The following is a 19,677-nucleotide window of genomic DNA, read 5'->3' as shown; positions in this document are numbered from 1 at the left end:
CAAGCCAGCGATGACAACTGAGCTAACACGATCACCATCGTATCGAATCGGACGCCTTTCGGGCCCGGCGAGCGCTGTCCAGCCACCGGTTCGGTCCGGGGGTCGCAAGTGTGTCGACTTCATCGCGATCAACTACGCGCCCGAGGTCACCGGTATCGCGCCCTACGTCACCGACATCACCCGGCGCCTCGCCGCCCGCGGGTGGAGCGTGCGCGTCATCACCGGTTATCCGCACTATCCGCAGTGGCGGCTCGACGGCGACATGTCGGACTACACGTCCACGGTCGTCGATCACGGTGTCATCGTGGTGCGAGTGCCGCACAGCATCCCGGAAGGCACTGCGCTGGTGCCGCGCTCGCGGATGGAACTCGAGTTCGGGCTGCGCGCCATCGTCGCTCATCTGCGACCCGAAGCGGTCACCGTCATGGCCAGTCCGCCGCTCATCGCGTCGGCGCTGGTGATGTTGCGCCGCAGGGTCGGGCGCCGCAACCTCTCGCCGATGGGGGTGTGGGTCCACGACCTGTACAGCCAGGCGGTCAGCGAGGCGGCCGCGGGCGGCGGCCTCAGCCGCGGTCTGGTGAGCAGACTCGAGAAATTCGCACTCTGTTCGGCCGACGAGGTGGCGGTGGTGCATCCGCGTTTCGGCGAGATCATCGTCGACCGTCTCGGCGTAGACCCGGCGGTGGTGACCCACGTTCGCAACTGGACGCAGGTGCGCCACGAACCACGCGCGCCGCGCGACACCGCTCGGACCGAGCTCGGCATCCCCGAGGACGCGATCGTCGCGGTCCACGCCGGCAACATGGGCCAGAAGCAGGGCCTGGAGAACCTCGTCGAGACCGCCCGCCTCGTGTCCGAATCACCTGACGCCACAGCGCGGAAAGTCCACCTGTATCTGGTCGGGGACGGCAACGAGCGTCGGTACCTCGAAGACCGCGCACGCGGTTGCGCGGACCTCACGTTCGTCGACTCACTGCCCGACGACCGGTTCCACCTCATGCTGTCCGCCGCCGACGTGCTGGTGGTCAACGAGAAGCCCGGCGTGGTCGAGATGTCGCTGCCGAGCAAGCTCACCACCTACTTCAGCTACGGAATCCCGGTGGTGGCAGCCGTTTCCGAGGAGGGGATCACCGCTGCCGAGGTCCGGCGCTCGCGCGCCGGCGTCGTCGTCCCGGCCGGCGACCCCGCAGCACTGCTGTCGACCATCGCACGGGTCGCCACGGACACCACCGCGGCACACACGATGGGCGACGCCGGCGAGAAGTATTCGCACGAAGTCCTCGGCGCCGACGCCGCCGTCGAGAGGTTCGAGATGTGGCTGCACAAGCTGTCCCACCATGCCTCGGTGCGGGTATGACCGTGACGACGCCGACCACGACAACCGCACGCTCGGAGATACTGGCCGAACTGGAACCCCGACGCCTGCGCGACTACATCGTCGACAAGTCCGATCGCGGCCGCAATCGCTTGTGGATGGTCACCTGGCTGGGTGTCGGTGCCGTGCTCCGGAGCGGGGTGGGCGGCACGCTGCTGCGCTCCTCCGTGTTACGCGCCTTCGGTGCGCGCGTGGGCGCCGGGTGCGACATCCACCGGAGCTTCCGGGTCCACTTTCCCTGGAAGCTGGACCTCGACGACGGGGTCCGCATCGACCGCGATGTGTGGATCATCAATCCCGAACCGGTGTCGATCGGCGCCGACTGCTCACTCGGTCCACGCACGGTCATCTGCTCGGGCGGGCACGATCACCGCTCGCCCACCTTCACCCGCACGAGCGAGTCGGTCGTCCTCAGCGAGCGATGCCACCTCGGCAACGGGGTCACGGTGCTGAAGGGTGTTGTGCTGCAACCCGGTACGCGGGTTCCGGCCGGCGCCTTGGTGATCCCGTCGATCTCGGCGAAGTCGCGTCGAACGACGTCAGGCGGCCGGCCATGAAGATCCTGCAGGTACTCACACTCCTGTCACCGACCGGCGAGTTCGGCGGCCCCGCAACCGTCGCGGTCAACCAGAGCCGCGCGCTGGCCGCACGGGGACACGACGTCACGCTGATCGCCGGCTCACGCGGCGGGCCGGCGTCGGTCCCCGACGTGCCGGGGGTTCGTGTCCGCACGTTCCCGACGCGAACCGTCGGCCTCGGGCACAGCTGCTCACGCATCGTCGCGCCGTCGATGCTGCGCTGGATACGTTCGCACGCAGTCGGTTTCGACGTCGCCCACGTCCACCTCGGACGTGACTTCGTGACCCTTCCCGCCGCACGCCTCCTGTCGAGGAGCAACGTCCCGACTCATGTTCAGACACACGGGATGATCAATCCGCGGCCGTCGCTGCCCTATCAGATGATCGACCGGACCCTCACGATCCCGGCGGTGCGCGACGCTCGAACGGCGTTCTATCTCAACGACGTCGAGCTGCGGACGCTGCGAACAGCGGTCGGCGATGCACCCCGCTACTCATACCTCGGCAACGGCGTGCCGCTGCCCGACGCGGTCTCGGCAGCCCCGCCAGACGGACTACCCGAGGTCCTCTTCCTCGCCCGGCTGCATCCCCGGAAACGAGCGGTCGCCTTCGCCCGCGTCGCCACCGACCTCGCGCCTCGATTCGCGGCCCGCTTCACGATCATCGGACCCGACGAGGGCGACGGGCCGGCCGTCGACGCGGTGCTGCGCACCTTCCGCGCGACGCACGACGCCGAAGTCGCCGACCGCGTCCGGCGCGAGCCGCCGATCGCCACCGACCGGGTGGCCGGTCGACTCGCACAGGCCACGATCTACGTTCTCCCGTCGATCCACGAACCGCTGCCGATGTCGGTCCTCGAGGCGATGGCCGCCGGGCTGCCGGTGGTGGTCACCGACACCTGCGGATTCGCCGGTCTGGTTGCCGATGCCGACGCCGGCCTCGTCGTCGACGACTCGATGGACGCGTTGTCCGCGGCCCTGACCGGTCTCCTCGCCGACCCCGACCGGGCGCGCGCGCAGGGCCTGCGGGGGCGGCGCGCCGTCGAACAGCACTGGGGCATCACGTCGATCGCACGACAACTGGAGGAGCACTACGATGCGGTCAGCTGAGCTCACCGACACGACGGACAGCGTGGAGACAGTGAGCATCTCCGTCCTCGTTCCGTCCTTCGATCCGGGTGCTCACTTCGAGCCGGCGATCCGGTCGGCACTGCGTCAGTTGGGTCCACACGACGAGATCGTCATCCAGGACGCCGGTTCCACGGATGGAACCCAGGACCTCATCGCCGCTCTCGCCGAGACGGAGCCGCGGGTGAAAGCCGTGATCGAGGCGGACGAGGGTCAATCGGACGCCCTCAACCGAGCGCTGGCGCGTGCCACCGGACAGTGGGTGCTCTGGCTCAACGCCGACGACGTGCTCGTCGAGGGAGCGATTGTCGCCATCCGTGCAGCGATTCGTGAGTCACCCGGCACGACGGTGCTCACCGGAGATCATCAACTGCTCCGGGCGGCCGGTGACGTGGTCGGGACGTACCGCGGCAAACCCATCGAGACGCGAACCCTGCTGCGGCGGTCCACCTGCGCGTCGTTCTCCGGGTCGGTGATCATCCGCCGCGACTATCTGGAGTCGCTCGGCGGGTTCGACAAGCATCTGCACTGCACGATGGACTACTCGTTGCAGTTCCGTATCGCCGAAACCGCGCCAGTACAGCAGTCGATGCCGGTTCCGATCGGCGCCCTGCGTTTTCACGATGCCTCCAAATCGGCCAACCTGTGGCGGACCTTTCTCGCCGAGTCGTTCCGACTGCGGCTGCGATATGCAACGTCACCGACGGAACGCCTGCTGGGCCTCCTGGGCACCGCCGAGCAACTCGTCTCGTTCCTCGTGTTCCGCATCCGGTTGACGCCAGGCTATCGAAGGTTGCGCGGTGTCCTCCGCGATTGAGCAAGGTCACGCCGACAAACGACTGCGCACCGACGCCACCGTACGGATTCTGGCCCGGGTGGCGAGTTCCGCGATGCTCGGCACTTTTCTGCTGCTCCTGGCCAGAGCACTGCCCGTGGACACCTTCGGGCAGTACATCCTCGCCTACACGCTCGGCGTGGTGGTCGGCCTCGCCGCGGGTTTCGGTGCACCGATCCGGGTGATGCGTGTCAGCGCATCCGACGACACCCCCACCGCCGCAGCTCTGTACGTCGCGCACACCGTCGCGGTATCCGGCGTCTTCCTCGTCGCCGTAACGGGTCTGATCCTCGCCGGGTTGCCCGCGATCGTCGTTGTGGGCGTGCTGTTCGCCTACTCCGACACCGTCCAGAACTTCGCGCAGAGCTATTTGGCCGGCACCCATGCGCACACCGCCGCCAGTTGTCTCGTCGTCGTCCAGCGTGCCGTACCCCTCGTGGTGTGGGGCGGGTTGGCGCTGTCCGGGGCCGGCCTCGATGCCGCCGCACTAGCCGTGAGCTTCACGTGCACGGCGGTGACCGCACTGGCGGTGCCCGCGGTTCCCATCGGAGTCCGGGGATTGCGGTGCGCCGCCGGTCAGCTCCGCCGGCCCGGTGCTGAAACCGTCCGTTACTGGGCGCTCGCGATGTCGGGAACACTGGCACAGCTGCAGGTCTCGGCGCTCGCCGTCTTCGCCACCCCGCTGACCGTCGGCTATTTCGCGATGGCCACACGCGTCACCGGGCCGCTCACCCTGCTGTCCGCCGCGCTGTCGACAGTTGCGGTCCCCGAACTCGCTCGCACCGTCGACGACGCGTCGACGTTCGACCGGATCTACCGCCGCTACCGGAACCTCGTCATCGTCTACTGCGTCGTCGTCATCCTCGCGGCATGGCCGGCCGCCTGGGCCGTCGTGCGTGTCGTCGGCACCAAATACGAACCCGCTCAACTGCTGTTGACCGGTGTGATCATCGCGGCCGGGATCTCGTCGCTCTCGCAGGCGATCAGCGCCAAGCACATCGCCGCGGGCCGCCCCGACTCGGTGACCGCGGCGATCGTCCTGGGTGGTGGGGCCACCCTGGCCCTCTTGCTCCTCGCCGGCGCGCTCGACCACGTCGGCGCGATCTGGCTCGCACCCATCGCCGGTCAACTCCTCGTACTCGCTGCCCTGCTCTCCGACGTCCACGAAGGTGGGAGAATGACCCGACTCGTCCGAACTCATTGGGAAAAGGCACTTCTGGCGGTCATCGTCGTGGTTCTCACCGCCACCACCGGAGTGGCCTTCGCAGTCGCCCGCGAACCCGCAACCGACACCGCGGCGCACAGCGCCGGGGTCGAGGTGACCTCCGCCGCATCGACGTCGCGGTCGGCGAACGGCGCTGGGGTCGGAGGCGCAGCGACCACCGATGCGGCGGTGAAGATCCTCGTCGTCGGTGACAGCTTCACCGAGGGAACAACATACGGCGGGAAGGGCAGTTCGAACTGGACCCGCATCGCCCAGGGCCGGTTGTCCGACGCCCGACCGGACACATGCCCCGTGCTGTTGCGGGTGTCCGGCCGGGGCGGCGCCGGGTACCTGACCGCCGGTATCCGGCACACCACGTTCGCCTCCGAGGCGCAACGACTGCTCACGCCCGACGTGTCGGCGATCGTGCTCGTCGGCAGCGGCAACGACCTCTCGCATCCGTCCAAGCAGTACCGCGCCGCGGTCGACGACACCATCCGGGCGGTCCGCAAAGCTCGACCGGACCTGCGCGTGGTGATCGTCGGACTCTCCTGGATCCACGACGGCCCGATCGCCCCTGACTATCTGCGCGCCAACAGGTTGCTCGCGGACGCGGCGAAGCGGCACGGCGTCTCCTTCATCGATCCGAACAGATCCGGGTGGTACTCCGCCCCCCGCGACCATTCGATCGTGGGTGCCGATCACCGTCATCCGACCGACGAGGGACATGCCCTCATCGCGGAGCACATGACGCCCGTACTCGAAGGTCTCGCGCGGACAGGCAGGTGCGCATGAGCCCGCTGCGAGCCACCCGTGATCGCGTGCGGGTCAGCCGCGTGGTGACCGCGCTGGGAGTCACCATCTGCCTCGGACTGATCCTCGCGATGGGGATGCTCACGTACTCGTCCCAACACGACACGGTGCAGGCGACGTCGCGCGTCGTACTCACCTATGAACGCGACGCACTGCAAACGCCAGAGGATTTCGATCCCGCACCCACGATGCTCCTGACGCGGAGTATCGAGTCGTACTCGTCCTTGGTCACGAGCGAGAACTTCCTCCGTCGGGTGATCGACACCCACCACATCGCGATGAGTCCCGCCGACCTCCGCCGTGCGGTGTCGATCACGGCCCCACCCGAGACGACGATCATGGATTTCACCGTCCGCGGCGACGACGCGCGCACCGTCGAAGCTGCCGCCATGGGCGTCGGACGTGAATTCACCGCAGCGCTGGCAGAACTCGAGTCACCCGCGCCGATTGCATCGCTCGTGCTCGGGCCGGCCGATGCCGGCCAGACGTTCCCCGAGGCGCTGCTGCGCACCGCTCTGCTCGCGACCCTGGCAGGTCTGACCGTACTGGCGCTGGCCGTGATGTTCACCCGACGCCGCGCCGACCGACCACTCCCCCACCCCACACCGCCCGCTGATGTCTGGAGGACACCATGAAGCGACCCAACAAGTGGCTCAGCCTGATCGTCTGGCTGCTCCCCGCGTCGAAGGCGAAGAACGCAGCGCTGCGTGCCCTCGGCAACACCATCGGACACGACGTCAGCCTGGGACCGAACCTCGTGCTCGGCTGCGGACCGTTCCGCATCGGAGACCGCGGAGTGATCTCCCCGTTCAACATCTTTCGGCAGATGGCACGAGTCGAACTCGAGAAGGACAACTTCATCGGGCGGCTGAACCAGTTCACGTCCGCGCCGTCGTATCAGAAGTTCAGCGACCGCGCCGGAGTGTTGTCGATGGCTGAACAGGCCGCAGTCACGAACCGTCACTACTTCGACTGCTCGGGCCGGATCGAGATGGGGCCCTACAGCGCGGTGGGCGGCACCCGGAGTCTCCTGCAGTCCCACGAGATCGACATCGTCGAGGACCGGACCACGATCGGCACGATCACGATCGGCGAGCGGAGCCTCACGGCGACCGCCTGCCTCATCCTCAAGAACGCTGCCATTCCGCCCTATTCGCTCGTCGCCGCCGGCTCGGTGGTGACCGCGTCGACGGATGCCGCCATCGGCGACGCCGGGCTGTATGCCGGCGCTCCGGCGCGGTGGCGACGCGACCTCCCCGAATGCAAGTGGTGGTACCGGTCGTCGTACATGACGCCGGTGCGGGAGGTCGAGGGATTCTGATGGTTCCGACCTCCAAGTCCCGGCTGTCGACGACGACGGCACTGGCGCTGCTGGCCGCCGCTGTCGTCGCCCTGGTTTCGGCGTGCGACACCGCGGCTCAGGCCGAACGATCCGACGATCGTGTCGCGTCGGCGCAGGGCGCCGCCGTACACGTCGACTACGCCACCGCGGCCGCCGTGCCTCCCGGTTTCGTCGCCGTCGAACGTGGCCGCAACAGCCACCCGCTCCGGGTCTCGGACGGTCGTCTGCTGCACGGCACGTCGTCGGCATCCGGTGCGGCGTCGTACATCTCGACCGACCTCTCGCCCGTCCGGGTCACCCGGATCGGCGCTACGGTGAGTTTCACCGGAGACGATGCCGGGGCGATCGCCCTACTCGTCAGCGCGAAGCCGGTCCCGCAGAACGAGTCCGACGCAGCACCCGACGCCGCGGTGCACTTCGTCGCGACCCGGACGCGATGGTCGTATGCGATCTGGCAGGCGGGTGACGCCGGACAGACGATCCTGGGCCAGGGCACCTACCGGACCGCGTTCGATCGTGATGCGGCGCGGTTCGAGATCGAACTGGACGCGGACCGGGCGAAGGTCTATCTGCCCGACGCCACGTCGATCGTGTTCACCGACAACCGCATCGCCGAGTTCGGCGGCAGCTGGGCGACCTGGGAACTGTACGAGGATGCCCCGGGCACGAGTCCGGCGTCGTTCCGCGAGTTGTGGGCGTCATGACCATGATCTTCGCGACGCTGCTGGTGGCACTGGGACTCTTCGTCGCAGTCGCCTACGACAGGCAGTGGGCTCAGCGTGTCGATCGGTTCCTGTGCAGCTGGCTGATCGCGTTGACGGCGTGGCCGGTCATCGTCATCTACGCCGTGGCCCCGGCGTTGTGGTCGTCGGCCGACGCCGCCGGAGCGATCTTCGCGGTCCTGCTGTACGGCCCCGCAGCGGCGATCAGCGTGGCGGCCGCACTGCATGCGGTGGCCACCCATGACTTCCGCATCGACGGTTCGGCGGCGATTCTCGCGCTACTGATGGTGTACGCGTGCGCGGCCATGATCGTCGACGGGTCGGGCCGGACCGTCAATCTCCTGATGTCGATGGCGCTGCTGGTGGGATTCGTGTTCCGCTACCGATCCTTCGAGCTCGACGACGTGGCCAGGTCTGCCCGCATCGCTCTCGTCGCGACGACGGCGATCCTGCTGGTCTCGGTGCTGTTCAACTCTTCTCGAGTCGTCGGCGCATGTCGAATCGACAAGTGCACCGATCTCGGCGCGGTGCTCACCTCACCGTTCGCCGGCAACGGCAACCTCGCGGGGATCACCATCACGGCACTGCTGCCGTTCGCCGTGTATCGCGTGGCCATGTGGCGTGTGCTCGCCGCGGTCGCCGGGGTCGTGTTGATCGGCCTGCTGGCCGGCAGCCGAACGGCATTCGGCGGAATCGCGGTGGCCGGTGTGCTCGGGGTGCTGCTGGCCGTCCCGTCGATCACCTGTCGCGTGCGCAACCTGATGGTGGGTCTCGCACTCGTGGCGAGCGCGGTCTACTCGCTGTTCCCGCTCTATATCGGTTACACCAACGCCGATTACAGCTTGCGGGGTTATCTGTGGAACCAGGCGCTGCGGGAGATCCCCGACCAGTGGTTCTTCGGCCACAACCCGGCGTTCTGGGTGGAGTCCGGCGCGTCGTTGTTGTTCAAGGCCAACTATTCCCCGCACAACGGCTGGCTGGAGATCCTCCTGTCGGTCGGGGTCTGGGGCGTCGTACTGATCGTCCTGGCCGCCGTCGTCAAGGTGGTCCAGACGACCGACGGCACGACGCGGGCGTATCTACTCGCCTACTTCAGCACCATCCTCGCCCTCAGTTCGCTGGAGGCGGTGTACGTCCCGTACTTCCTCGGCATCGCGCCGTTCGCCGCACTCCTCCCGTACTTCCTGTACCAACACCGTTCGCCCCGATCCCTTCCACCCGTGCGCAGTCACGAGGTGCCCACCGAGTCACAGATGGAGCTCCGATGAAAGTCCTCAATGTCATTGCCGCGAAATGGATGCTCGTCGTGGCATTCACCCTGATCGGTCTCATCGCGGCCATCGGGTACTCGTTGCTACAACCCCAGACCTATGTGGCGACCGTCCGGACGTACATCGCCACCGGCACGTCCGACATGTTGGAGGCCTACCAGGGCAATCAGGCGGCCCGCGCGAGTATCCAGACATTCGCGGTGCTGGCCACCGATCCGACCGTCGCGCAGCGGGCGATCGACAGGTCGGGAGTCGACATCTCGCTGCCACAGTTCCTCTCCGAGATCTCGGTCAGCGTCCCGCCGCAGACCGTCATCCTCGATGTCTCGGTCCAAAACTCGACGTCGGCCGACGCGGAGCGGTTGTCCACGGCGCTCGCACAGGAACTCGTCGGCACGGTCACCGCTCTGCAGGAACCGACCAGCGGCGGTCCGGGTGCGCTGCGCCTGGTGGTCGTCGACCCGAACACCCAAGGCGCCGTGCGTGAGCAGCTCATCGACCCGATACTCCTCGGCATTGGCGCCGTCGGCGGCGCGCTCGCCGGCTTACTGATCGCGCTGCTGCTCCACAGGCGACGCGGTGGCATGTCTGATGTGGAGGGGTTCGACACCATCCCCGACCGCCCGACCACCGGTGATATCGAAGTAACCATCAATCGCCCGTCGAGCGCGATGCGAAGCCAACATGTGCCGGTCGAGCAGTCGACAGCGGCCAACAACCGTCCCCCGGTGGCTGAGCTTGTGACGGGCGAAGCGAGGAGCCGTGTCGAAACCACCGACCGTCCCGCGACTTACGTCGCTCGTCACACCGTCAGTCGGCATTCGGCCCGAGGTGGCGGCGGATTCGGGCGAGGCTAAGCAAGATTTGCTACGACGCGAAGACCTTCGAAAGTAGGCCCGATCGGCGAGGGGTGCCCGTGACGAAATCCCTTGCCGATCATCCGAGCACTGAACTTCGCATCACTCGAAGTCGCGCCACGTCGGGGCGGCGGTCAAGAAAGAAGGGCGCGGATGGTGGTCTCGTACTCCGAGGCGATGTCTTCCGGTTCGCGCCCTATGGGTTGCGCCCCGCGCGGGAGCGAGTTGTAGTCGTCACGACGGGAGTCGATCGACGCCTGATACTCGAGCGTCAGATCTAAGAGTTTCCTACCCAGCATGGCGGATATGAGACCACGAACCCCTGGCCAACGCTGTCCGAATTGCGTCATTCCCTCCGAACAGGGGACAAGTTCAGGACAACGAAACTCACGGAAGATGCCAACGCCGCAGGGACGAACATCGACCACATAGAACCGCTCGGTCATGCATGATCTGGCTACACGGTTCGATCGCGTCAAACTTACTGGCGCTATAAAGCGGAAATCCACAGGAGATGGCTCCACCTGCACGATCGCCGGGGCTCCGGCGATGACAACGCCCTCGATCATCAGCCCCACGCCTACGTGCAGGATTAACACCCAAACCTCTCGCACTAGTCCCTGCCTCGATTGTCGGCAGCGTTCGGGGCTCTCAGCTCAGGACGCCACGCAGCGCACCGACGACCGGCTTGGGTGAGCCGTCGAAACGGTACAGACCGAAGTTCGAGTTGTCGTCCGCCTTGTTGGCGGACAGGTCGCGAGAGGTGAACAGGAAGATGGCCGCGATCCATGACAGTCCGTTGGCGCGATTCACCGCGTCGGTGACGATGCTGGATTGAACGGCTTCGGTGGTCGAAGCGGGCGTGTTCCCGGTCGGCTGCCCGAACTCGGTTACCCACATCGACTTCGTCGAGTCACCATTCGCCACCATGATCGCCCGGCCCTGCGGCAGAACGGCTGCTCCCCCGCCGTCGCCTGCCCGGGGGTCTGCAGTGATTGGGTACGGCAACGTATACGGGTGTACGCCAATGCCATTGAAGTAAGGCTTAGCGCCGAGGGCGTACATGTCCGAGATGAAGGTGACATCTCGCGTTTCGGTGCGGAGACTCGAAAGTCCGCCGCTGATCACCGGCTGATTGCTGCCTCCCGCTCGGATACCTCCGAACGCCGACTTGAGCAGCGGCACGTACTCACCGGCCGTCGGCGGGATGAGATAGTGCGCCAGATTCGGCTCGTTCCACACTTCCCAGGCGGCAACTCGCGATGAGTACCGCACCGCGACCTGTCTCGCGAACTCACCGAAAGTGGCCGGGTCAGCGGGCGCGTTACCGTTGGCAAGTGGATTCGCACCGGACTTTTGCGCCCAAACCGGGGCGGGCCCCTCGAGATTCAACAGGATTGACAGCCCCTTCGACCTGGCTGCACTGACCGCGGAATCCAGTCGCGTCCAGGTGAACGAACTCGGGCTGGAGGGTTGAAGCAGATTCCATTTCGCCGGGATGCGGATTGCCTTCGCTCTGGTCGCTCTGATCTGCTCGGCCTCTCCGGCGAAGTCGGCGCCGGCGTACTGGGTCGAGATCGAGGCCACGCCGACAACGACACGAACTGCTGCGTGCACTGAAGATCGAGAGATCACGGTCGCCGCGGCTACGACCACGACAACGACGAGTGTGAATATGAGGCGACGCATGAGCCCTCCAAGCCGAGTCTCACTCATTGTCTCTGCATCGGGACGCGTGTGCTGAGGTTTTCGACTCTAACGGCTTCACCTCGACCTCGACCGTCAGCTAGGCGGGCGCGCGCTCCTGCCTCGCGTCTGCCCCGGCCATCACGCAAGTGCCTTATTGACCGATGAAACGAGCTGCGGTGACAAGGTTTTGGCGTAGGTGGCAGATACATGTCCGTTGGTGTCGCGATATACGATGACGTCCCCGATGACCGCGGGACAGGCAGTCTGATCACAGAACGATGCGGTCATATCGAGCAGTGTTGCACCGGGAAGCTGTCGCGCGGCACCTATGAGTGGATCGGGGGTCGCCAGCGCGACCTCACGAGGTGTCGAGCAGTTCGCGGTGTTGTCGCTGCCGCCCAAAGAAACGCGCGTGAGACAGTTCAGGGTTTCTTCTGGCACAGCTGGGTTGTCGGCAACAACCAGAATTTTCGTGCCTCTTGATGCCACCGGCCTCCAAGCGGAGAGATACTGGTCGACGTCTCCGAATTGCCTGCTCGCCGAGGTGATCACGAGGTCGTACCGCTCGCTGAGTAACTTGTCCTGCATTTGCGGCAAAACCGTCTTGTCGCAGTCACCACCCGATCGGATGACCCACTGACATCCGTTGCCAACGAACGTGGTCATGCTCCATCGGTTTTGACGCAGATACGGCGATAGCGCCGGGAGAAGCATGGCGGCATGGGAATCGCCGACCACCGCGATTCGTCTCGCATCTGGACCGTCGTAGCCGTAGACACAGTTGCGGAGCTCACGGCCTTGTTCCCGATAACAACGGTAAGCGCCTTGAGTATCGTCCGCGAACGAGTCGAGTCCCGGCAGGAGTGGTTTGGACGGATCCCGTAGCGGACATCCGGGAACTTCCAGGGCCGCAGCACCGAGACATGAAGGCGCATCGTCCTCCCGCGGGGCAACATCGGCGACCACAAGCTCCTGATTGGCCTGCGATTGGGCACTTCGCTGATCAGCTGATTCGACGACCAGGGCACCCATCAGAGCCGCGACTCCCAGGAATGCACCGGCGGTCACCCATCCGGTTGTTGCGCGCCACGGCAATCTGCCGCGGCTGCGCGAATCGGACTCGAGCCACGACGACCGACGAATCGGATTCTCGTACAGGTGAAACGTCACGACGGTGAGAACCGCTGTTGTGACGAGCGCGGTCAGGTAGTACGGACCTCCCTCGGGTATTACTGCCGCGAGCAACACAATCACCGGCCAGTGCCACAAGTACAACGTGTAGCTCACTTCGCCTACGTACACCGACGCCCGATTAGTCAGATGTGGAACAGCCCGTTCCTTGACCCCGATGAACGCAGCGATCACCAGCGCCGTCGACAGCACGGGTAGCGCTGCGCCCGGCCCCGGAAAAGTGCTGTCCGCACTTATCAGGAAGAGCGAAGCAAATACCCCGGCCAGACCGACGTAAGAAAGGAACGGCCTGATCTTCGAAGAAATACGAGCAAGAACAGGGGTACAGATCGCGAGCAGTGCGCCCACTCCGAGTTCCCAGATACGTGTAAAAGTCGAAAAGTACGCGGCGGTCGGAGACGCGACCGATTGCCAACAAGCCCACCCGAACGATGCCAGGCAGATCGCGCCCATCGTCGTTGCGATCCACGCCTGTCTTTTCGGGGGGTAACGTCGCCCTCGCCTCGAGAACCTTCTTGTGGCCGCGAAGAGCGCCACCAGCAGAACCGGCCAGACGAAGTAGAACTGCTCCTCGATCGACAGTGACCAGTAGTGCTGTAGCGGTGACGGGGGCTGCCCTTGCGCGAAGTAGTCCGTCCCGGTCCTTTCGAACCGCCAATTCGACAGGAAGATGGTCGCCCAGAGCCCGTCGATGAACGCGCCCTTCGCTCTTGTCTCGGTCAGTAAGACATAACTGACGATCACCGTTGCGACGATGACCAGCATCGCGGACGGGATGATCCGACGCGCACGATGCACATAGAACTTGCGGAACGACAGCTTGCCGGTTCGCGAGCGCTCTCTAATCAGAACGCCTGTGATGAAGAAGCCCGACAACACGAAGAACACGTCAACGCCGACGAATCCGCCTCGCGGCCAACCGAACAAGTGGTCGGCCACGACCGCCAAAACCGCGACCGCACGCATGCCTTGGAGGTCCAGGCGGACATGAGAGCGACGGGCGTGCGATGCTTCCGATCGCTCCTGCGCAGGTGATTCAACCGTCACAATGATTCACTCCCCGGCGTTACCCTCGAACCCCACCCGACAGCTTCGGTGATGCCTAGGTCGTGGATCCGGTAGCAGTCCCCACGCGAGGAACGTCGCCTTCGACACTCGCCTGATCCCGGGCAGGAGCCACGTGCTTCCCCGTTGCTCGCTCCCTCCCGGCCATCTGCTGTTCATAGGAGTAGTAGACATACCTCGAGTCATGAGCCGAGACGTCGTTGAGAACTATGCCCAAGATCGCCGCCTGTGCGGTACGGAGCGAGGAAAAGGCGGTTGTCAGGTCCTGAGATCGGGTTCGTCCGGCACGAACAACCACCAATGCTCCGTCTGTGAACTGCGACAGGATCGCTGCGTCGGCAACCGGGAGTACCGGCGGTGTGTCCACGATGACGAAGTCGTAGCTCGATTGCAGGGCCTCGATACCGTCCTTTGCCCTGTGAGATCCGAGTAGCTCCGCAGGGTTTGGCGGCAGAGCGCCGGCGACCAAGACGTCCAGTCCATGTACCGGACCTGCCTGCACGAAGTCGGAAATCACGCCGTCTCCCCGAAGGAAGCTGGTCAGGCCCACGGCTCCGGTGAGACCCAGACGACGAGCAATAGAGGGGCGTCGCAAGTCTGCGTCGACCAGCACCACGCGGTTGCCGTCCTCCGCCAGTGCCGCCGCGAGATTCATCGACGTGGTCGTCTTACCCTCGCCCGGCCCGGGACTGGTGACCAGGATGCACCTCGGCGGTTCGTCCACCCGCACGAAAGCGAGGTTGGTTCGCAGACGCCGGTAGCCCTCAGCCGCCCGGGACGAACCAACCGAGAAGTCGATCACCGGGTTGCCGTCCAGATTGTTCTCCGAGGGGACCTCGGCGAGCACCGCGGACGACACACTCCGTTGCACTTCGTCGCCGTTGCGGAGCCGGGTGTCGAACCGCTCCCGCAACACCGCGATGAGAAGACCCAGCACCAGTCCAACCAGGACTGCCAGCACCGTGTTGCGTGCCGTACGCGGCGAGAAGGGTTCGTCCGGCTGAACAGCCGGCGACACGACTGTCAACTTCGCGAGTGGCTGACTTGCTTCATTCGGCTGCTCGAGCGTCGTCACGTACGAGGTCATCGCCTCGGCGACACCGTTGGCGAGCTGGGTCGCCAACGCGGGATCACTGTTCTCCGCCGAAATACTGAGCAGCACGGTGTCCGGATTGCTGGTCGCGGAGAGCGACTCGCGAGCATCGTCGATGCTCATCTGGAGGCCGGAGTCGTCGAGAGCCTCTCGGATTATCACGTCCGAGTCGACGAGTTCCGCGTATGAAGCGACGCGCTGTTGCGATGCCAGCGAGCCCTGATACGCACTCTGCGCGTCTGCCTCAGTTCCGGATGTCACGTAGAGCTTTGCTGATGACACATACAACGGGGTCTGCAACAAGCAATAACCCAACCCGAGGCAGCCGATCACCGCGCCGGACAGCGCAACAATCCACCAGTTTCGCCTGACGAGAAACCGCAGATGGTCCGTCGAGAACGAGCGCGCCGTCGGCGCGCCGTCCGGGGCTATATTGCTACTCGTCAAGGTCTTCCTCCAACTATTCGACTTTTTCCATAGTTCGTCTGCACATGCGATCGATATGGACCATCGATGACGCAGAATCGCTCGTCGGCTCCGGCGATACTGCGTGTCACTCCCTCAGCGAACTATGAAGCGCGCTCATGCACAGAATGTACGGGCTCTGGGGCATCAGAACGAAACGGTGGCAGAATAAACGCTTTCAAAGCCAACTCCTTGAGGTGGCGACGCAGTTCTGGGCTGACACCTCCGGTCTGGTCAACAACCTTCTCGAGACGTTCGAAGAATATTCTGCTGACGTCAGAGTCGACTTCGATCGCGCCGTCTGGACTGCGCAAATGCTCGTAGAGGCCTGCAACCTTGCCCTGGGTTGAGAGGGTCGATGACGGCGTCCCCGACAGTGACGCCAAGACGGCCAGGTGCATACGTCCAGTCAAAACCATCAAACCTCCACGGCACACCTCGTACACCTGCGACGGCGTGAGCAAGTCATTAACGAGAATAATGCCGGGGTCGTCAAACCGCGCGGCGAGATCGCGGAGATAGACATTGTCACTCTTTGTCGCGCGCACGACGTGAGGGAGCAGAATAATCGAAATTCCGGCTGACCTGAGCCGTTCCACAACTCGAACGTAGTGCCCGATCAGGTCGGCATCACTCCCGACGAGACCGCTCATGTTCAGCACTACGAACTCGACCTCTGCGGTGACAAAGTTATGAAGTTCAGCGGGAAGGGACCGATATGACGCGGCGAGGTCTGGTGCCGGATGGGCGAATACTATGTCGGCGCACAGGCCAGCCTTGCCCGCAACACCGGCAGACACCATCCTCGACTGCGACACCGGGTCGCGCAGCCACAGATCCGCATGCTTGTTGACGATCCGCGCTGCCGTCAGGCACGAGGGACGGGCGCGGTCGCTCCAACTGAAGCCCAGAACAGCTGCTGGCACTGACGCGCGGCCGAACAACCCAGTGACCGACCACCGATTGAGCGAGGCGACGAGGTTGTAATTGCCGTCCATGATGTCAGCCCCCACCAGCATCACCCTGGACACGCCGTGCGTGTGAGTCCCCAGCTCGAAAACATCACGCATGTGACCCGCGCCCAAACCGTAGATGAGCTCGGGGAGCGGAACGACTTCGACGTCAAGCGGATTCAACCAGTCGGGAATCTGAAAGTCGTTGACCGATCTGACCACCAATGTCACCGGCCCAGACGCGTTCCACACGGCCGATTCGACCAAAGCTTGGTCACCGATGTTGCCGCCGCCCGGCGGCGCCACGATGAGAACCCTGCCTCCCTGGCGCCGATCACCTCGGTGGCCGATCCCCGACTGTCGCTTCACTCTGCCCGCCGCAAAGACGACGCGATTCAGCCCGTGGATCGCGAGGAAGGCCAGCGGCTGGTCCAATACGGCGCGGGCGCCGGCCTTCAGACTCGACAGCAGTGACTCAAAAGCAGACCTCAACATTTCAGACGACGCTCCTCTGCCCGAATAAGGCGGGTTGCAACGACGGATGACGCACAGGTCCTGACACCGGTCCCGATCGCAAGACCTACCTGCGATCCGCCGGCTCCGCCCAGGAATGAACCCACTGCGACCGCCAATAGCGTGAATGGCGCCGCCACGAGTTTGACGACGGATGACTTGGAAACTTGCCCGATGGCGCGAAGCGACAAACCTGGTCCAACGCTCGCAGAATTGAGCGCGAGGGCCAACGCGGCCAGAGGAAGAATGGAAAGTGCGGCATCGGTTGACGAACCACCGATTGCTGCCAGCCATGAATTCGGTACCGCCGTCACGATGAGCAGGTAGGCGGCGACGACACCGAACACGACGCCCGCCAACGCGAACGGAACGATCTTCAGCCGCTTGATGTCTCCCCGGGCAGCAGCTCTCGCACACAGAGGCCCCAGCGCGAAGATCAATCCGACGAACAGAACCGAGGCGGGAGTGAGGAGCAATAGCGCAACCCGAACCTCGCCCGCAGCGTCAAGCCCGGAGACAGAACCTACGATCAAGATCGAGATCTGGGTGAGGCCACCCGCCACGATGTAGTCGAGCATGTAGAAGCTTCCAGGGCGGCGCAACCGGCGGACCCAGGACCGCACATGGTCAAACGGGAGCCGGAAGCCATAGCCTCGAAGGCCGACGATGAATGCGGCCACAGCGCCCAATCCCCATGCGCAGATCATCGACCACAGCGAATCGACTTGGACGAGTACCACCAGGAGCGCGGACTGAGTCAGCAGCCACGCCCCCTCCGCAGCGAATGCTCGGGTCAAGCGACGCTCTGCGACGAGCACAAAACGCAGACAGTCCTGGGCGGCCGCAAGCGGAGCGAAGGCGACGAACACCAGCACCGCGGTCCGATAGTCAGGCAGCAAGACCAGTAGGAGCGGCAACACCGCGAGCGCAGCGATCGCGCCGAGGACCAGAGAGCTGGCCACTGCTCCACGGGCCCTCGCGCTCGGGTCCATGTCCGCGACTGTGCGCTCGCCGAACGACACCGGCTCACCGGTATACGCGCGCACGAGTCCGACGAGAATCCCCGCAATCGACATGATGACCGCATACACGCCGACGGCGTCGGTCGTCATCGCACGAGCGACAGCCATGGTCAGCAAGAAATTCGACGCATTCGAACAGACCTGCACGCCGATGGCGAACGTAAGGCGGCCCGCTCGGCGATGGTTCGCCAGCGCTGTCGCAACGCGCGTTGAGGTCATCAGGGGTGCCGTCCTGAAGCCTGGCTCGGTCCGCGCAGCGTGACAAGCGGGCCTGAACCGATCAGCGCTGCCACGACGACCAGCAACTGTGACGATCCGGCGTCCCGCATGTACGGGTGGATGAGCATCGCCACCACCATCACTGCGGCGAATACGAAAGCGGCACGCCGTGATGCGTCGAACTGTGAGTCCGGCGCGCCGGCACGTCGAGACCGACCGAATCGCAGCTGGTACATGAGGCTCGCGTACATCGCGACAAACCCGACGAAGGCGAGCAGACCGCCAGCGACCAGAACGGAGATGTACTGCGATTCGACGTACGCGAACACGCGGTCAGTGCTTCGTATAGGTCCGTGGCCGAGTAGGACGTTGTCCAGAAAGAGGGGTAGGTAGTCTTCTCTCCAGACTTCGATTCGAAAGGCTATCGTCTGCGGGAGGATCGAGTCCTGATACGTCGCGGATTGCTGCTCTTCGAGCCGCCGTGAGAAAAGGTCACCGAGTGGCGTGAACGCGGTGACGGCGACCGCCACCAGAAGCGCCCACGCCGCGACTCGAGTCGAGCGGCGAATACCCACCGCGATGAGACTGGCTGCGGCAGCCACCAGGACCATGTCGAACGTCAACGCAGAACCCAGTCCGGCGACAATTCCTACGGCACAGAACAACTGGGTGAACGTGTGGTCGAAGACGCTCTGGCCGCGTGCCCAACCCACGACAAGCAGAACGAGGGCGAGGGCCATGATGCTGGCGAAGGCGTGCCATGAATTGAAGAGTCCGATACTGCGACTGATCTTCCAGTCGAGCGGTTGCAGAATCCGTTCGCTACCCGTGAGTGCAGCCGTCATCGACAACACCGGCGCGACACGCAATGCCTGCAATAGCCCCAGCAGACCCATCAGCGCACAACCGATGAGAACGTAGCGTATCGCCAGTCGAGGCAGTCCCGGCAATGCCCTGCCATACAAGGCGCCGAAATAGATGGCCAGAAGCGCCAACGGCCCAAAGCACACGGATGCGAAACTCAGATTCCCCAATGTGGGATCGAGGAATTGGTGGTAGGCGGTTGCCACGAACAACGCAAGGATGTATCCCAAGATTCCGATTGCGAGCGGACCTGCTGAGTTCACCTTCGCACCCGCTACGACGAACCCAAGAATGAGGAGCAGTGCGACGATCTCGGACAGCTTCAGTCCGGGCACGACGAGCCCTCGCTCGGTTCCGGATAGCAGCGGCATCAGTGCGACCAGGACTGCGATGCAATGAGTCCAGGGCGACGCGACGCCCGCTTCTGCCGCCGCCTGAAGCTGATTGTCTTTCAACCGAGAAGGATCAACTGTCCCGGT

Annotated in this window: 17 protein-coding genes; 10 read left to right on the top strand and 7 right to left on the bottom strand. The window is 64.7% G+C overall.

The annotated features are described in order from the left end of the window. The first annotated feature begins 10 nt into the window (after positions 1 to 10). From LEL84_RS20735 to LEL84_RS20690, 10 genes are read left to right on the top strand one after another with little or no spacing between them, the layout of a single operon-like run. Positions 11 to 1,357 (top strand): glycosyltransferase family 4 protein, encoded by a 1,347-nt coding sequence (locus LEL84_RS20735; protein ID WP_226512678.1) that lies wholly within the window; start codon positions 11 to 13, stop codon positions 1,355 to 1,357. Further along, positions 1,354 to 1,932, top strand: a complete 579-nt coding sequence (locus LEL84_RS20730; protein WP_226512677.1) for an acetyltransferase — start codon at positions 1,354 to 1,356, stop codon at positions 1,930 to 1,932. The genes LEL84_RS20735 and LEL84_RS20730 overlap by 4 nt, the downstream gene beginning before the upstream one ends. Further along, positions 1,929 to 3,062, top strand: coding sequence for a glycosyltransferase (locus tag LEL84_RS20725; RefSeq protein WP_226512676.1), 1,134 nt, complete (start codon positions 1,929 to 1,931; stop codon positions 3,060 to 3,062). The genes LEL84_RS20730 and LEL84_RS20725 overlap by 4 nt, the downstream gene beginning before the upstream one ends. Then, positions 3,049 to 3,897, top strand: coding sequence for a glycosyltransferase (locus LEL84_RS20720; protein ID WP_226512675.1), 849 nt, complete (start codon positions 3,049 to 3,051; stop codon positions 3,895 to 3,897). The genes LEL84_RS20725 and LEL84_RS20720 overlap by 14 nt, the downstream gene beginning before the upstream one ends. Next, positions 3,881 to 5,914 carry a GDSL-type esterase/lipase family protein gene (locus LEL84_RS20715; protein WP_226512674.1) on the top strand — a complete coding sequence of 678 codons (2,034 nt, stop codon included), beginning with the start codon at positions 3,881 to 3,883 and terminating at the stop codon, positions 5,912 to 5,914. Before LEL84_RS20720 ends, LEL84_RS20715 begins: the two co-directional genes overlap by 17 nt. Further along, positions 5,911 to 6,567: a hypothetical protein gene (locus LEL84_RS20710; protein ID WP_226512673.1), complete on the top strand. Its 657-nt coding sequence runs from the start codon at positions 5,911 to 5,913 to the stop codon at positions 6,565 to 6,567. The genes LEL84_RS20715 and LEL84_RS20710 overlap by 4 nt, the downstream gene beginning before the upstream one ends. Continuing rightward, on the top strand, positions 6,564 to 7,253 hold the full coding sequence (locus tag LEL84_RS20705) for an acyltransferase (protein WP_226512672.1): 690 nt from the start codon (positions 6,564 to 6,566) through the stop codon (positions 7,251 to 7,253). The genes LEL84_RS20710 and LEL84_RS20705 overlap by 4 nt, the downstream gene beginning before the upstream one ends. Further along, entirely contained in the window at positions 7,253 to 7,978 is a 726-nt protein-coding gene (locus tag LEL84_RS20700; RefSeq protein ID WP_226512671.1) for a hypothetical protein, read from the top strand. The genes LEL84_RS20705 and LEL84_RS20700 overlap by 1 nt, the downstream gene beginning before the upstream one ends. Then, positions 7,975 to 9,264 (top strand): O-antigen ligase family protein, encoded by a 1,290-nt coding sequence (locus LEL84_RS20695; protein WP_226512670.1) that lies wholly within the window; start codon positions 7,975 to 7,977, stop codon positions 9,262 to 9,264. The genes LEL84_RS20700 and LEL84_RS20695 overlap by 4 nt, the downstream gene beginning before the upstream one ends. Then, positions 9,261 to 10,124, top strand: coding sequence for a YveK family protein (locus LEL84_RS20690; RefSeq protein WP_226512669.1), 864 nt, complete (start codon positions 9,261 to 9,263; stop codon positions 10,122 to 10,124). Before LEL84_RS20695 ends, LEL84_RS20690 begins: the two co-directional genes overlap by 4 nt. Positions 10,125 to 10,258: 134 nt before the next feature. Here LEL84_RS20690 and LEL84_RS20685 read toward each other — a convergent pair whose 3' ends face one another. The 7 genes from LEL84_RS20685 to LEL84_RS20655 form a co-directional block, all read right to left on the bottom strand. After that, positions 10,259 to 10,570: a hypothetical protein gene (locus LEL84_RS20685; protein ID WP_226512668.1), complete on the bottom strand. Its 312-nt coding sequence runs from the start codon at positions 10,568 to 10,570 to the stop codon at positions 10,259 to 10,261. A 205-nt stretch (positions 10,571 to 10,775) separates the two neighbouring features. Beyond that, positions 10,776 to 11,711, bottom strand: coding sequence for a cellulase family glycosylhydrolase (locus LEL84_RS20680; protein WP_226512667.1), 936 nt, complete (start codon positions 11,709 to 11,711; stop codon positions 10,776 to 10,778). Positions 11,712 to 11,951: 240 nt separating this feature from the next. Continuing rightward, positions 11,952 to 13,970 (bottom strand): acyltransferase family protein, encoded by a 2,019-nt coding sequence (locus LEL84_RS20675; protein ID WP_226512666.1) that lies wholly within the window; start codon positions 13,968 to 13,970, stop codon positions 11,952 to 11,954. A 136-nt stretch (positions 13,971 to 14,106) separates the two neighbouring features. Beyond that, positions 14,107 to 15,609: a polysaccharide biosynthesis tyrosine autokinase gene (locus LEL84_RS20670; protein ID WP_413466884.1), complete on the bottom strand. Its 1,503-nt coding sequence runs from the start codon at positions 15,607 to 15,609 to the stop codon at positions 14,107 to 14,109. Between the two features lie 122 nt (positions 15,610 to 15,731). Next, entirely contained in the window at positions 15,732 to 17,075 is a 1,344-nt protein-coding gene (locus LEL84_RS20665; RefSeq protein WP_226512665.1) for a polysaccharide pyruvyl transferase family protein, read from the bottom strand. Next, the gene (locus tag LEL84_RS20660; protein ID WP_226512664.1) at positions 17,069 to 18,334 is read right to left on the bottom strand and encodes a hypothetical protein; all 1,266 of its coding nucleotides are present in this window, start codon (positions 18,332 to 18,334) and stop codon (positions 17,069 to 17,071) included. Before LEL84_RS20660 ends, LEL84_RS20665 begins: the two co-directional genes overlap by 7 nt. Beyond that, positions 18,334 to 19,653, bottom strand: coding sequence for an O-antigen ligase family protein (locus LEL84_RS20655; RefSeq protein ID WP_226512663.1), 1,320 nt, complete (start codon positions 19,651 to 19,653; stop codon positions 18,334 to 18,336). The genes LEL84_RS20660 and LEL84_RS20655 overlap by 1 nt, the downstream gene beginning before the upstream one ends. Positions 19,654 to 19,677 lie beyond the last annotated feature (24 nt).

Source organism: Gordonia sp. WA4-43 (genome assembly GCF_020520305.1).
Classification (GTDB): Bacteria; Actinomycetota; Actinomycetes; order Mycobacteriales; family Mycobacteriaceae; genus Gordonia; species Gordonia hongkongensis.
This window is presented reverse-complemented; position numbering and strand designations above follow the sequence as displayed.

Excerpts from the sequence above, each read along its gene's own strand:
- LEL84_RS20735 (WP_226512678.1), top strand. The coding sequence starts at position 11 with ATGACAACTGAGCTAACACGATCACCATCGTATCGAATCGGACGCCTT.
- LEL84_RS20730 (WP_226512677.1), top strand. The coding sequence starts at position 1,354 with ATGACCGTGACGACGCCGACCACGACAACCGCACGCTCGGAGATACTG.
- LEL84_RS20725 (WP_226512676.1), top strand. The coding sequence starts at position 1,929 with ATGAAGATCCTGCAGGTACTCACACTCCTGTCACCGACCGGCGAGTTC.
- LEL84_RS20720 (WP_226512675.1), top strand. The coding sequence starts at position 3,049 with ATGCGGTCAGCTGAGCTCACCGACACGACGGACAGCGTGGAGACAGTG.
- LEL84_RS20710 (WP_226512673.1), top strand. The coding sequence starts at position 5,911 with ATGAGCCCGCTGCGAGCCACCCGTGATCGCGTGCGGGTCAGCCGCGTG.
- LEL84_RS20705 (WP_226512672.1), top strand. The coding sequence starts at position 6,564 with ATGAAGCGACCCAACAAGTGGCTCAGCCTGATCGTCTGGCTGCTCCCC.
- LEL84_RS20700 (WP_226512671.1), top strand. The coding sequence starts at position 7,253 with ATGGTTCCGACCTCCAAGTCCCGGCTGTCGACGACGACGGCACTGGCG.
- LEL84_RS20695 (WP_226512670.1), top strand. The coding sequence starts at position 7,975 with ATGACCATGATCTTCGCGACGCTGCTGGTGGCACTGGGACTCTTCGTC.
- LEL84_RS20690 (WP_226512669.1), top strand. The coding sequence starts at position 9,261 with ATGAAAGTCCTCAATGTCATTGCCGCGAAATGGATGCTCGTCGTGGCA.
- LEL84_RS20685 (WP_226512668.1), bottom strand. The coding sequence starts at position 10,570 with ATGACCGAGCGGTTCTATGTGGTCGATGTTCGTCCCTGCGGCGTTGGC.
- LEL84_RS20675 (WP_226512666.1), bottom strand. The coding sequence starts at position 13,970 with ATGCGTGCGGTCGCGGTTTTGGCGGTCGTGGCCGACCACTTGTTCGGT.
- LEL84_RS20665 (WP_226512665.1), bottom strand. The coding sequence starts at position 17,075 with ATGTTGAGGTCTGCTTTTGAGTCACTGCTGTCGAGTCTGAAGGCCGGC.
- LEL84_RS20660 (WP_226512664.1), bottom strand. The coding sequence starts at position 18,334 with ATGACCTCAACGCGCGTTGCGACAGCGCTGGCGAACCATCGCCGAGCG.